This is a genomic window from Shewanella khirikhana (genome assembly GCF_003957745.1).
Lineage (GTDB): Bacteria > Pseudomonadota > Gammaproteobacteria > Enterobacterales > Shewanellaceae > Shewanella > Shewanella khirikhana.
This window is the reverse complement of record NZ_CP020373.1, coordinates 1,898,613-1,912,142: the sequence shown is the minus strand read 5'-3', so window position 1 is coordinate 1,912,142 and position 13,530 is coordinate 1,898,613. Positions and strand designations below refer to the sequence as shown.

Genomic DNA, 13,530 nt, shown 5'->3' with positions numbered 1-13,530 from the left:
AAATCACTTTAACAAGATAGGGTTACATCATGGCCGGACAAGACAGGCACCTGACCTTACGTTTTCTCGCAGAGCCCGCCGATGTGAATTTCGGTGGCAAGGTTCACGGCGGCGCCGTGATGAAGTGGATTGACCTTGCAGCCTACGCCTGCGCGGCAGGGTGGAGCGGCAAGTATTGCATTACCGCCTATGCCGGAGGCATTCGCTTCGTCAAACCCATCCATGTGGGCAATATTGTTGAGGTGAGTGCCAAGGTGATTTACACCGGCAACAGCTCGATGCATATCGGCATTGATGTGCGGGCAGGGGATCCCAAGGTCTCCGAGCGTCAACTGACCACTCACTGCATTGTGATCATGGTGGCGGTGGATGATGCCGGTAACCCAACCCCTGTGCCTGAGTGGGTGCCGCAATCCGAAGAAGACAAGGCGCTGCGGGACTCGGCTATCCGGCTGATGGAAATGCGCAAAAAAATCGGTACCGAAATGGCCGCCCACGTTGCGCCCTGAGGCTAATTCGTTTAAAGCCTGGGTGCGGATCCCCGCGCTCAGGTCATGCTCACAAAAACAACCATAAGCCCGCAAAAGGGCACAGCGCCTATGTCTGAAACCACCTATTACCTTGCCCTCGATTACGGCACCCAAAGCACCCGTGCGCTGGTGTTTGACTGCCGCGGCAATCCCATTGCCATTGCCTCCGTTGCCAACCAGAACTGTAAAGCCGGACAAGCGGCCAAAGCTGCCGTGCAGGACGGTGACTACTGCTATGGCCAACTGGTGGCGGCCTGTCGCAAGCTCTTTGCTGAACACGGCTTAAGTCCTGCGCAAATTGTCGCCGTTACTCTGACCACCCAACGCGCCTGCACCTTGCTGATGGATAACCGCGGCAAGGCCCAATCGGATGTGTTTATGTGGTCCGACAGACGCATGGTGGAAGGGATGCTTTCGCCGATGAGCTGGTTTTATCGGCTCGGCTTTTGGGTAAGCGGTATGACGGGGCGCATCGACTATTTGCGCCGGGCCGCCAAAATCAACCTGATACGCGAGCTGTTTCCCGGCAAGGTCGATGGCAGCGATAAGATTGGCCTCTTAAGTGGCTATCTGCTGAGTCGCCTTGGGGGCAAGCTGCTGGATTCAACCGTATCACAAGTGGCCTATTTGCCCTTTGACTACCCAATTCAAACCTTTGCCGCTAAGTGGAGTTGGCGCTGGCAGGCCCTTGGCTGCAAACCGTCGCAGATGCTGCCACTCATTGATGCCGCAAGACAGATAGGCACTGTTACCGATGGCTTTGCCGAGCTTACCGGTCTTAAGCCGGGCACTGCGCTGGTCAGTGCCGGTGCCGACAAGGCCTGTGAGGCCTATGCCAATGGCGCAGGTGAGCCGGGCGTGCTGTCATTGAGTCTTGGCAGCGCCGCGACCGTGACCTTAGGAACCCATCGCTATTTTGAAGTGTTTCGCTATGCGCCGGCCTTCCCGGGGCTGGAGCCGGGCAGTTTTATGCCTGAGGTGCAGCTTGAACGTGGCTTTTGGTTGCTGTCGTGGGCGCTGGATGAGTTCGGTGCCAGCGACAGGGCCGAAGCAAGCGCCCTCGGGCTGAGTCCCGAAGCCTATGTGATGAAAGCAATCGCCGAGATCCCGCCTGGCGCCGATGGCCTGATGCTGTGCCCCTACTGGGCTCAGGGCGTTATTTACCCCGGCCCGGAAGCGAGCGGTATAGTCGCCGGTTTTCGCCCTGAGCACACCCGCGCTCACCTCTACCGGGCGCTGATTGAAGGGGTGCTGATGACCCTTGCACGCGGTGCCAGACTACTGGTAGCCAAGTCCGGTGAACCCGTCAGGCTTATTCGGGTGAGTGGCGGCGGCAGTCAATCCGACCTGGTGATGCAGCTGGCGGCCGATATCTTTAACTGCACCACTGAGCGATTAACTGTGCGCGAAGGCTCTGGCTTGGGGGCTGCCATGTGCGCCGCCGTGGCCATGGGGGATTATCCAGACCTCGCCAGCGCCAGGCAAAATATGGCAAAATCGGCCAGTCGTTTTGAGCCCGAGCCCGCCAATGTCGCGTGCTACCGGCAGTTATCACAACGGCATCAACGCCTGTACCCGGCAGTAAAATCATTATTTAAAACACGCTGATCGCGAGACACGAAAGGAATAACAATGGCAAAAGTGGCATTTCTCGGACTGGGGGTGATGGGATATCCCATGGCCGGACATTTGGTTAAGGCCGGTCACCAGGTGACTGTGTATAACCGCACCACCGCCAAGGCAGAAGCCTGGGTTAAGCAGTTTGGTGGCGCCATCGCGCTGACACCAAAGCTCGCGGCGCAAGATCAGGGCATCGTTTTTACCTGTGTCGGCAACGATAAAGACCTGCACCAGGTTGTGCTTGGCGATGAGGGGGTTATTCATGGCCTTAAGCCTGGTGCAGTGCTGGTTGACCACACCACAGCGTCGGCCGACATTGCCCGCGAGATTGGCACTGCGCTGACTGCTCAAGGTTTGGGTTTTATCGATGCACCCGTGTCCGGCGGTCAGGCCGGCGCCGAAAATGGCGTACTGACAGTGATGGCTGGCGGCGATGAAGCCGTGTTTAATCAGGTAAAAGACGTCATCATGAGCTACGCCCGCTGCGCTGAGCTTTTGGGCGAAACCGGTGCCGGTCAGCTCACCAAGATGGTGAACCAAATCTGTATCGCAGGTGTGGTGCAGGGCCTTGCCGAAGCACTGCATTTTGCCCGCAGTGCAGGTCTTGATGGTGAAAAGGTGGTGGAAGTCATCAGCAAAGGTGCGGCTCAAAGCTGGCAGATGGAAAATCGCTACAAATCCATGTGGGCCGGTGAGTACAACTTCGGATTCGCCATCGACTGGATGCGCAAAGACTTAGGTATCGCCCTGGAAGAAGCTCGTCGTAACGGTTCGCACCTGCCGCTCACGGCTTTGGTGGATCAGTTCTACTCCGAAGTGCAGGGTATGGGCGGCAACCGCTGGGATACCTCAAGCCTGCTCGCCCGCCTCGAAAAAAGCCGCAAATAATCATTGGTTAACGCCATCGTCAGTCAGTTCGGTGGCAGAGTATTTCCAGATAAAAAAGCCCGCATTATGCGGGCTTTTTACAGCATTTTTATTGGATTACACAGGGTCAACCACTATGTGCTCAAGCTCGACCGCGGCTACGGCGTGCAGTGCGTCCATGGTGGCGCCGACCAGAGAGATTTTGCCCTGAGATGACTCGAGCAGCACGGCCCGCTTGATGTCGCTGAAGTCACGGTTGTGTCGCACCAGCGCTGACAGCGCCATTTGCATCGGCAACATCGACGGGTTGAAGGCAGCGTTTTCGGCGTAACGGCCACAGAAGCTGGCGCCATCTTGGGTTTGCAGCACCACTGCAGCGTGGCACTGGCTGTATGGCGCGTAAGATAACCCAGCATGATCAAGGGCTTCAATCAGTAAGGGGTCATCGCTTTCGAGCTCAAGTTCGGTTTGTTGCTTGGTAAGCAGCGGGGTGGTTATGTTGAGATCTGTCGGCCCAAAGGCATAGGGCAGGTAGTGACTCAGCGGCGCAGTATCCTGCCCAGGCAGGTGAATGCGAATGGCCTGACCATCAACCAGTTCATTCATAAACTGGCGACAATGGCCGCAGGGGCTGGCGTTCACTATGATGTCGCTGATGTGGGTCTCACCGCTAAGCCAGGCGTGACTGATGGCACTTTGCTCGGCGTGCACCGAGTGAAATAGTGCCTCGCCCTGAAGCTCAAGATTGGCCCCCATGTAAAAGTCGCCGCCGCTGCCTACGGCAATGGCGCCCACGTAAAAGTCACTCACAGGTGGCTTGGCAAGGGCTGCTGCGATGGGTAACAGCGCCAGTCCCAACCCATGGCTGTCGAGGCCGGAGACATCACAAAGATGCTTGACCTGCTGCGCATCCAAATGCCCACAAAAGTGCTCGCCCAGCATAGGCATAAGCGCGTCGGCAAGCTCCTTGGGCAGTTCGTTTATCCGGCGGACAAATCTGTCTTGCATGGCCGTTTCCTTCATTGTTAATTTCGCTGACTGACAGTTTAGTGATTCTGTTACAGCGAAAATGGGAGAAGACTCCCATTTTCAGTGGCGTTGCCGTTAGAGCGATTGAAGATACTGACACAAAGCCCCAAGAAGCTTTTGCTTTTTTTCATCCTTGGCGGTTTCTTCAAGCAGGTTTTCCAGGCGGATAACATAATCCGGATCGCTGAGGCGACCCTGGCAAAACTCACGCCAGCGCAAGTTTTCATCATAGGACAAGGTGAGCGGATAGTTGCGGGCACGATAACGAAACAGCATTTCCGGCAGGCGGGTATCATCGAATTGCAGCTCGAGGGCGGCCAGATGCTCAGGGGCGGTGGCTCGGATGATGTCCATCTTGGCGCGATCGGCCGGACTGAAAAAACCGCCACTGTAGAGCATATAATCGGTGTCGGCACTGATATTTTGCGGCTCGTCATCGAACAGTGCAGTGAGCTTTTCACGAATTTCCGGATGTTGTTTCAAGCGTTTGTACTGCTCGCGGGCAAAGGCCTTATCAATACCAAGCCGCTCGGCATTGGCGTCATCCAAGGTCTTGGCCGTGGCAATAAAGGGGCACTTATTTAAATGAATTTGCTTAACCGGCACCGGCAGCTCGTCACTGGCGAGGTCTTCCCGTTTGGTATAAAGCCTTGCACGCAGCGCCTCTACATCCAAATCGATAAGTGGTTGAATGTCCATGGCAAGATTTACGCATATCACCGCATTTTTATTGCGCATATGGTGCGCGACAGGGGAGATAAGCGTGGCACAGCCCTGAGCTGCCGGGATTTTTGAGCTGATGTGCACCAGCGGCTGCATCGCCAGCACGTCAATTTGCTCGGCCACAGCCTGTTTGCGCCTTAAGCGGAAATAGTAATCATACAGCTTGGGCTGCTTTTCCTTGATAAGGCGGGCGAGGGCGATGGTGGCATACACGTCCGACATGGCATCGTGGGCTTTGTCGTGGCCAAGGCCATTGGCCGCGGTCAAATGCTCGAGCTTAAAGCTGGGGCTGCCATCTTCTTTTTCGGGCCAGTTAATACCATCGGGGCGCAGGGCGTAGCAGGCGCGAACCAGGTCGATGATATCCCAGCGGGAATTGCCCTGTTGCCATTCGCGGCCGTAGGGGTCGATAAAGTTACGATAAAAACCGTGGCGGGTTACTTCATCATCAAACCGCAGCGAGTTGTAACCGGCAACGCAGGTGTTAGGGCGGCTGAAGATGGCTTGAATGCGACCCATAAACTCGGTTTCAGGCAAGCCCTGACGATTGGCCAGCTGGGGCGTAATCCCGGTAATAAGAATAGCTTCGGGGGCAGGCAGATAGTCGGGCGCGATACGGCAATAAAAGGTTTCCGGCTCCTCAATGATATTCAGATCCAGATCGGTTCTGACACCGGCAAATTGCGCTGGCCTGTCCTTGGCGGGACTGGCGCCGAAAGTTTCGTAATCGTGCCAGAAGATCGTGGGCTGAATGTAATGCTCCATCGGGAAGTCTCTGTCCGTGAAAAATAAAGCCGTATCTTATCATTTGTCGCCCCATAATCATCCTTTGGGCGAATTTGAGCCGTTTTATTGGCTGAATATACGTCAAAGTTTGATTTTTCGCCGAATTTGCCGGTGAAAGAGGATGAATGCAGATCTTATCGGGAGTAAAATGCGTCGCCAGCGAAAGGATTTGTGTATGTTCAATCAGTATTATCGACTGCCTGAGTTGTTAAGTGTCAGTCAGTCATCCCGAATAATTGTCAGTTTGACCAAGGATGTCAGCGATTATGTGCTGATGCAGGCGATTCGTGCGCCACTGCTCGAGCTTGTGGTGGTCAGTACCGAAGCTGATGGGGAATTGCTGCTTAGGTTGCAGGCGGGCTTTAATAGCGCGCCCTACGATGAAACAGGTGTTGCCGCTTTTGATAGTGCCAAAACCCATGCCCTGAGCCGCGGAGTAGGCCAGGGAGTTCGCCTCTATGCCTGCGGCGCAAGAGCGCCCGCGCGGCTGATTGAGCGCCTGAGAAGAGGGCTGTTACTGTCGTTCACCCGCCTCGACGATGAGCTTGCCATTTACCTTGAAAGTGATGGCGACTTTGAGCTTGTTCGGCTCGAAGCCGATTTAAGGCTGTCAGAAGATCCGGCGGTGCTACAAAACGCCAAGTCGGTGCTCGCCAGAGAACCCGAATACGGCGCGCCCAGTGCCTCGTTGGCACTGCTTATCACCGAGCTTGAGCAGGCTCGCCGTGAACTGCACGAATATCTTGCCGGAGCCGATAAACACCCAGGGCTTGCCGCCGAAGCATTGCGACTGGAGCCTATGTTGGCCCAGCGGCGCCAGTGGCTTTTGCGCCAATACGCCTCAACCCAGGAGCGCCACCACCTCGGTGCGAGTGCCAATGACCTTGGCACTGATATCGAAAAGCTCAAGCGCCTGTTAACCTGTTATGAATTACTGTCGCCGCCGGATGTGAATGCCATGGTGCTCGCGATTGCGACAGACGAATAATCATGGAGTGTTTTTTTGCCAGCACAACAACCAGACATGCAGCTTCAACCATTGGGTGAGCTTAGCAGCGGTTTTATTTGTCCACTGTGTCAGCAGCGTCTGGCCGCCGATGCCAACTCACTTGTATGCGCTAAAGGTCATCGTTTCGATTGGGCCAAAGAAGGCTATATCAATTTGCTGCCGGTGCAAAAAAAGCGCTCAAAAGATCCCGGCGACAACAAAGAAATGATGCAGGCGAGACGCCTGTTTCTCGAGTCCGGTTTTTATCAGCCATTAAGTGACAGAGTGAACGAACTGGCGGCATCCTTACCGCAGTCTATTCATCAGCTTTTGGACCTTGGCTGTGGTGAAGGCTATTACACCGCCAGGCTGGCAGATGCATTGACTGGGGGCGGCGCAGAAAATGCGGCAAAGAATGTGGCAAAGAATGCTGGTAAGGATGTGAGCAGCAGTGCCCAGAGTCATTCGCAGCAGGTGCAAACCTATGGGCTGGATATTTCACGTGCGGCCCTCAAAGTGGCGGCAAAGCGTTATAAGTCGATTCACTTTTGCGTGGCCAGCAGCTTTGATACGCCTTTTGCTGATGGCTTTTTCGATTTGGTGCTGCGCATTTACGCGCCATCCAAGCCACAGGAGCTTGCCCGGATAGTCGCCCCGGGTGGTTATCTGCTGACGGTATCGGCAGGACCCATGCACCATTTTGCGGTAAAGCAGAAGATTTACGACACCCCAAGATTGCACGAAGATAAAGATGAGTGGCTCGAAGGGTTTGTGCCGATTCACAGCGAACGATTGCAATGGCAGCTTGAGCTCACTGAGCCTGAGCATATTCTCGCCTTTCTGGAGATGACGCCCTACGCCTGGAAATTCAGCCCGGAGGCGAAAATCACGCTTGCTGCCAAGCCATTTTCCTGTGAACTGGATTTTCGGATAAATTTGCAGCAACGAGTCGTACAAAGCGAGTAAATAGAACGGCTTGCCATAACCTTGAGTGATTGCACCAGAAAAATGACATACGGTATTCAGGCAAATTTCAGAAAATTAAGTAAAAAATGCGTGCATCAGCCTCATTGGCATGTTGACTTATACCTTGAATAGGTTATAGTCGATAAAGCTTGAAGGTTGGATTTATTTTGTGTTCCGCACGACCCGCTAGTCCTGTAAACATTAAGTAATACCGGCTTTTCCCGCTCCAACGCCATTATGGCAATTGTTTAAATATTTAATGTTACAGGATACGCATATGTCTCAAGTGACTGGTGTAGTTAAGTGGTTCAACGCCGACAAGGGTTTTGGTTTCATCGCTCAGGAAGCTGGCCCAGATGTGTTTGTTCACTTCCGCGCCATCAACACTGACGGTTTCAAGACTCTGGACGAAGGTCAGAAGGTGTCTTTCACCGTGACTCAGGGTCAGAAAGGTCCTCAGGCTGAGAACGTAACCGTTATCGGTTAATTCTCCCAAGAGATGTAATAAAGCCGTGGCAATTGCCGCGGCTTTTTTGTATCTGGCATTCACCGCGCTGCGATGTTTCAGGCTCTACCTTTTTTGCGACTTTCTGTGCAGCCTTTGTTTCTGCCGACGCTTTATCGGTCTGCGTGTTCTCTATCTGAGTTTCTTTGTCCGAGCTGCTTTTTCTTAGCGGTTTTTTCTCGGCTGCTGAGTATGAATTGCTCTGTCCCAAAAGCTCAGTTTTAGCTCTTGTTTTTTCGCTCGTCTATTTTGGGACCTTTGCATAGCCCTTGCCGTTTTCTGTCAGTTTTGTCTGTCTACCGGAGGGCCATGTTAACTGTCCCTTGGGGAAGGCGACAGGCTGTTTGAGCCAGAGAGCGTACAGCCGCTGTTGTCATCTAACATCGCGCTGGTAGGCTGCAACCCCATCGCAGCAAACCCTTTGTATCAAAACCCTTTGTATCAAAACCCTTGCATCAAAAACCTTTGCATCAAACCCTTTGCATTAAACCCTTTGCATCAAAACCTTTGCGGCGGCCGTCGCCAGACATAAAAAAGGCACCCCCAGGGTGCCTTTGGAATTGGTCAGTATTTAAGAGAACAGCTTGTCCTCAAGGCTCTTGCCGTTCAGTAGCTGACGGTATTTCACCCCTTCGTTGGCCATCAGGCCAAGCAGTGCCTGCTCCAACTGGTAAGGCGTATCGCTAACCTGATAGCCGATAATAAACTCGCGGCCATTTTGCTGCGGCTTAACATTGGCTACACCGCCCAGAGCCGCCAATTTGCTTGCAAACGCCTCATCCGCGCTGTTTTGCAGGCTAAGGGTAAGGTAGCGCTCGTCAGTGTCGGATTTAATCGACAGCGACTGGCTGAGCTTGCCTTTGTCGAGGTAGAGCACGGTATCGCAAAGCCGCTCAAGCTCCTCAAGGTTATGGGAAGAGATAAGAAAGGTGGTCTTGTCTCCTGCATGGGCGATAAGCTCTCGAATACCCCGTGCATTAGCGGGATCAAGTCCGGCAGTGGGTTCGTCCAGCAATACCAACTCAGGGCTGCCAATCAGTGCCTGGGCGATGGCAACACGTTTTCCCATACCGTGGCTCAGCGCCGTGGGTTTGTGTTTGCTGGCTTCAGCAAGTTGCACTAACTCAAGCACCCGCTCGGTTTCCATTTTCGCCGCTTTCGCGCTGAATCCCTGCAACTTGGCAAAGAAGGTCAGTTGCTCGCCAACGGTGAAGTTGGGATCAAGCAGGGCATCCTGTGGCAGGGCACAAACCCTGCCAAGCAGGCCACGATGGCCCGGCGGTAAGCCAAGAATGTGGATGCTGCCGCCGTCTGGCTGAATATAGCCGCACATCAGGCTCATCAGGGTCGTTTTACCGGCACCATTCGGGCCTACCAGTGCTACCGGAGCGCCGGCGCTAACTTCAAGGGTTACCGCGTCCAGCGCGGTCTTGCTGCCATAGTGTTTGGTCAGCTTGTCGGTCACAATCAGATTCACAGTGCGCTCCTTCTCATATACACCAGTCCCAGTCCGAGCAGCACTGCGGTTTGGATAAGTGGCAGTGGCGAGTGAAGCAGGGCGCCTGCGGGGGTATTGTCTACCAGGTTGTCAATCTGACTGCCTGGCAACAGCCAATCAATGGCAGGCAGTCCCGGTACATAGTAAGCCACCAGGGCGGCAGCGATTTTAATCACACACCAAATCAACACAGCAAACAGCGTGGCCTGTCTGGCGCTGGATGCATACAGCGACAACAGCGCCATCATGGCAATGTAGGGCAGGATCACAATCAGCAGGTTGAGCAGCACCAGCACCCCATCGGTAATGGCTACGCCCACCAGGTCGGTGTCACGAACCATGGTCAGCAGTAAGGTCGCCACGCCCGCAGTGATGATATACGCGCTTTGCAGTAAGGTTTGCCCCAACACCCTGCCAAAGAACAGCGCATCGCGTCCGGTACGCTGCACCAAAAAGCGGAAGGTTTTGCGGCTTTTATCCGAGGCGAACTGATCGGCACTGCTTAAAATGGCAAACAGCGGGAACCAGTAGAGGCTTATCACCCAAAACAGCGCAAGTTCGGCTACATCCCAATTCAGGAGGTATTTGGGACTGACAACCCCAAGCAAGTCGGTCAACATACTGCGCATATGCGGGTCGGCCAGATACTTGGCGGCGCCACGAATGGGGTAATACAGAATAAGCCCCCACACCAAACAGTAGGCAATCAGGGCAATAAGGCCCCGCAAGTTAAAAAAGCCCTTAATGACTTCCTGTCTGGCAATGAGCCACACATGGGTCAGGGCGCCCGGCTGAGCGGGGGCATTGGATGACATGGTAACGTCCTGTTTTTATGTTAGGTATTAGTTTTCGAGTGCATCAAGACGCGCCTCTAGGGCTGCGATGCGCGCTTCGAGGGCGGCAATCCGTTCATCATTGTCGCTGCTGGTTGCTGAGGATGAACTGGCTACAGAAAAGGGGGCGCTGCCAGCGCTGGCGACAATAGCTTCGCTCTCTTCCTGAATGAGCAGGGCAAACCGGCTTTCGCGTTTACCTGGCTCTCGGGCCAGCTGGCTTACCAGCGGCGTTTCGCGGCCAGCGAGGGCTGCGAGAGTGCGTTCTACTTCCTGAATGTCTTTAAATTCGTGCTGACGGCCGGCGCGGGTACGCAGCTCGCCTGGTGTTTGTGGGCCACGAAGCAGCAACAGGGCCACCACGGCGGTTTCGGCTTTACTTAGCTGCAGATCAGAAAATTCGGTGTTGCAGAACCTGTGCTTGTATTTCACAACGCGGCTGCCAAAGCCTGACTGATCGCTCACCAGACGCTTTTTCGCAAGATTATCCAAACCCGCCTGCACATCGGATTCAGACAGGTCCATAACGGGACCGCGGCTGGTTTTTTGATTGCAGGCCAGGGTAAGTGCGTTCAGTGACAGGGGGTATTGATCTGGCGTGGTGACTTCTTTTTCTAAAAGACAACCGATTATTCTGGCTTCGATAGCGCTGAGTAGCATGCAAATCTCCTTGTAAATCTTTGACCTGTTATATCAAAGACACCAGAGCTTGCCCATAGCCAACGCACTTTGTTACCAGATAAAAAAACGCGGTGAACAGTCACCGCGTTTTTTCTGACCTGGCAAACATCGACGTTAACTTAAATAGATGCCGTTATTTTCGATGCGAAGCTTGCCTTGCTTAAACAGGCCGCCAATGCTCTTTTTAAAGGCTTTTTTACTCATGCCAAGCTCGGCATAAATCACATCGGCATCGGTCTTATCGCCAAGTGGCAAAAAGCCGCCGGCGGCGGACAGCTTCTTCAGGATCTGGGCTGAATGGGCATCGAGTTCGTCCTTGGTACCTTTGTTCAGCACCAAATCGATTTTACCGTCGTGGCGGACCTGCTTGATAAAGCCTTTGATTTTATTGCCTGCGCGCAGTGGCTTGAACACATCGCTTTGATGGATGAGGCCCCAGTGGCGGTTTTCGATAATCGCCTTGTAGCCCAAATCGGTGCGTCCGGCGATGGTCAGTTTCACTTCCTGCCCGGGCTTGTAGAAAGCTGGGGTTTTATCGAGGAATTTATCCAACTTGGCCGAGGCAACAATGCGATCGTCGGCGCGATTGATGTGCAGATGCACCAGCTGATATTTGCCTTCTTCCGGTGGCCGGGTTTGCTCGGCAAAGGGCAGCAGCAAATCTTTATCCAGTCCCCAATCGAGGAAGGCGCCGACACGGCTCACAGACACAATTTTCAGGTTGGCAAACTCGCCCACCTGCGCCAATGGCTTTTGGGTGGTGGCGATGGGGGTATCCTCAGAATCCAGATACAGGAACACCTCCAGTTCCTGACCTGCTTGCAGGCCTTCGGGGGCGAACTTGTTTGGCAACAGTACCTGGCCAAGCTCTCCTGCGTTGAGATAAAAGCCGAAATTGACCTGTTTAACTACCGGCAGGCGGCAGGTTTTTCCTAACTGGATCATGAAATACCTAAATCTGACAATGAATAATCTTGCCGGCTGATTATATCGCAACCGCTGCGTTTTGGCTTGCGGGAGTTTGCAGTTGGCTCGCAATCTTTTTTGGTGTTTCTGGTATTAAAAAATATTGAACACCTGTGATATCCAATGCTGCTTTGTTTAACTCTATCTTTTTGAAATTAAGTTAAATTGTTACGTCTCAATACCCGCTTTCGCAGTGCGGATGTAGTATATTCTGCAACTCAGTTAACAAATCCGAATTCTTGCTTGCAATCTTGGTTTTTGCAGGGTTTAATTGCGCCGTTTTCGGGTATTCGCCCGAGCTTTATTGCCTGTTATCTAACAGGTCTTTTCTTCAACAAAGGTGTTTGGATGGATCTACACCGCAGCGCCCACAAGAAGGCAGTTGCGGCGGTTAGGGGGTTGGCTGATGTACTATCATTTGCTGTCTGCACATTGCCTTAAATTGGCATCCTGCCTGACCCAGGATTTGGTTAACGTTGATACCGACGTGAAACACCTTACGCTCATCCGCATCAATTCCGGCCGCGAAGAGGCCAATAGTCCCCAGTAAGCCGGTCTTTGTTGACCATTCGGCTTGTCTTTCCCGGCGTTTCTCCAGAAATGGCCGGGCGAGCGCATTCTACACTTGTCATACCGACGCAATCGGAACCCGGATACATGCAAGACAACACGCTATATTTCGAGACGCTGCACAGCAGTTATGGCCAATATTTCGAGATAGATAAGCTGCTTTATGAGCAGAAAACCAGCCAGTGGCACCTGTCGATTTTTGAAAACGCCCGCTTTGGCCGGGTGATGGCCCTCAATGGTGCCATTCAAACCACCGAGGCTGACGAATTTGTCTATCACGAAATGCTGACCCACGTGCCGGTTTTGGCCCATGGCAAGGTAAAAAGCCTGCTTATCATCGGTGGTGGCGATGGCGGTATGCTGCGCGAAGTGGTGAAACACAAAGGTATTGAGCGTATCGTGATGGTTGAGATTGATGGCGCCGTGGTTGATATGTGTAAAACCTGGCTGCCAAATCATTCGGCCGGTGCCTACGACGACCCAAGGGTTGAACTGGTTATCGCCGATGGCATGGACTATGTTGCCACCACAGATGCGCGTTTTGATGTGATTATTTCAGACTGTACCGATCCGGTTGGCCCCGGTGAGGTGCTGTTCAGCTCCGATTTTTACGCGGGCTGCAAACGCTGCTTAAATGAAGGCGGCATTTTTGTGGCGCAAAACGGCGTGCCTTTTATGCAGGTAGAATCCCTGCAGGACACTGTGCGTCGTATGAGCAGTTATACCCGGGAATGCTGGTTCTATACCGCCGCCGTTCCCACGTACATTGGTGGCACCATGGCGTTTGCGTGGGCTACCGACAATCCGGAGGCGCGCAGGCATGAGCTTGCAACCCTCGAGGCGCGTTTCAACGAGTCTGGGATCAGCACCCGTTACTACACGCCGGCTTTGCATCAGGCAAGCTTTGCTTTGCCAAAATACGTCGAACAGGCGATCCGGTCAGCCATGACCGTGACCGCATAATATCT

14 protein-coding genes are annotated in these 13,530 nt (G+C 53.6%); 8 read left to right on the top strand and 6 right to left on the bottom strand.

Annotated elements, in window-relative coordinates; translation table 11 throughout:
- Positions 1-29: 29 nt before the first annotated feature.
- From STH12_RS08305 to STH12_RS08295, 3 genes are all read left to right on the top strand, one after another.
- Positions 30-509: an acyl-CoA thioesterase gene (locus tag STH12_RS08305; RefSeq protein WP_126167116.1), complete on the top strand. Its 480-nt coding sequence runs from the start codon at positions 30-32 to the stop codon at positions 507-509.
- Positions 510-599: 90 nt separating this feature from the next.
- Positions 600-2,138, top strand: a complete 1,539-nt coding sequence (locus STH12_RS08300) for an FGGY-family carbohydrate kinase (RefSeq protein ID WP_126167115.1) — start codon at positions 600-602, stop codon at positions 2,136-2,138.
- Between the two features lie 24 nt (positions 2,139-2,162).
- Positions 2,163-3,038 (top strand): NAD(P)-dependent oxidoreductase, encoded by an 876-nt coding sequence (locus STH12_RS08295; RefSeq protein ID WP_126167114.1) that lies wholly within the window; start codon positions 2,163-2,165, stop codon positions 3,036-3,038.
- Between the two features lie 96 nt (positions 3,039-3,134).
- Here the strand turns inward: STH12_RS08295 and cdd are convergent, their stop codons facing one another.
- Both cdd and sbcB read right to left on the bottom strand, forming a co-directional pair.
- On the bottom strand, positions 3,135-4,025 hold the full coding sequence (gene cdd / locus STH12_RS08290; protein WP_126167113.1) for a cytidine deaminase: 891 nt from the start codon (positions 4,023-4,025) through the stop codon (positions 3,135-3,137).
- 96 nt (positions 4,026-4,121) lie between these two features.
- On the bottom strand, positions 4,122-5,534 hold the full coding sequence (gene sbcB / locus STH12_RS08285; RefSeq protein ID WP_126167112.1) for an exodeoxyribonuclease I: 1,413 nt from the start codon (positions 5,532-5,534) through the stop codon (positions 4,122-4,124).
- A gap of 196 nt (positions 5,535-5,730) precedes the next feature.
- Here sbcB and STH12_RS08280 point away from each other — a divergent pair, with 196 nt between their 5' ends.
- From STH12_RS08280 to STH12_RS08270, 3 genes are all read left to right on the top strand, one after another.
- A complete protein-coding gene (locus STH12_RS08280; RefSeq protein WP_126167111.1) occupies positions 5,731-6,543 on the top strand; it encodes a hypothetical protein in 813 nt (270 codons plus the stop codon).
- 36 nt (positions 6,544-6,579) lie between these two features.
- Positions 6,580-7,509: a 23S rRNA (guanine(745)-N(1))-methyltransferase gene (locus STH12_RS08275; RefSeq protein ID WP_126169466.1), complete on the top strand. Its 930-nt coding sequence runs from the start codon at positions 6,580-6,582 to the stop codon at positions 7,507-7,509.
- Positions 7,510-7,786: 277 nt separating this feature from the next.
- Positions 7,787-7,996 carry a cold-shock protein gene (locus STH12_RS08270; RefSeq protein WP_011760083.1) on the top strand — a complete coding sequence of 70 codons (210 nt, stop codon included), beginning with the start codon at positions 7,787-7,789 and terminating at the stop codon, positions 7,994-7,996.
- A gap of 589 nt (positions 7,997-8,585) precedes the next feature.
- Here STH12_RS08270 and STH12_RS08265 read toward each other — a convergent pair.
- From STH12_RS08265 to STH12_RS08250, 4 genes are all read right to left on the bottom strand, one after another.
- Positions 8,586-9,491: an ABC transporter ATP-binding protein gene (locus STH12_RS08265; protein ID WP_126167110.1), complete on the bottom strand. Its 906-nt coding sequence runs from the start codon at positions 9,489-9,491 to the stop codon at positions 8,586-8,588.
- Positions 9,488-10,327 carry an ABC transporter permease subunit gene (locus STH12_RS08260; protein ID WP_126167109.1) on the bottom strand — a complete coding sequence of 280 codons (840 nt, stop codon included), beginning with the start codon at positions 10,325-10,327 and terminating at the stop codon, positions 9,488-9,490. Before STH12_RS08260 ends, STH12_RS08265 begins: the two co-directional genes overlap by 4 nt.
- 27 nt (positions 10,328-10,354) lie before the next feature.
- Entirely contained in the window at positions 10,355-11,005 is a 651-nt protein-coding gene (locus STH12_RS08255; RefSeq protein WP_126167108.1) for a YceH family protein, read from the bottom strand.
- A gap of 135 nt (positions 11,006-11,140) precedes the next feature.
- A complete protein-coding gene (locus tag STH12_RS08250) occupies positions 11,141-11,971 on the bottom strand; it encodes a CvfB family protein (RefSeq protein ID WP_126167107.1) in 831 nt (276 codons plus the stop codon).
- Between the two features lie 427 nt (positions 11,972-12,398).
- Between STH12_RS08250 and STH12_RS21430 the strand changes: the two genes are divergently transcribed.
- Both STH12_RS21430 and speE read left to right on the top strand, forming a co-directional pair.
- A complete protein-coding gene (locus tag STH12_RS21430) occupies positions 12,399-12,542 on the top strand; it encodes a hypothetical protein (RefSeq protein ID WP_164551167.1) in 144 nt (47 codons plus the stop codon).
- Between the two features lie 107 nt (positions 12,543-12,649).
- Complete coding sequence (gene speE / locus STH12_RS08245; protein ID WP_126167106.1) at positions 12,650-13,525, top strand: polyamine aminopropyltransferase; 876 nt, start codon at positions 12,650-12,652, stop codon at positions 13,523-13,525.
- Positions 13,526-13,530: the final 5 nt, after the last annotated feature.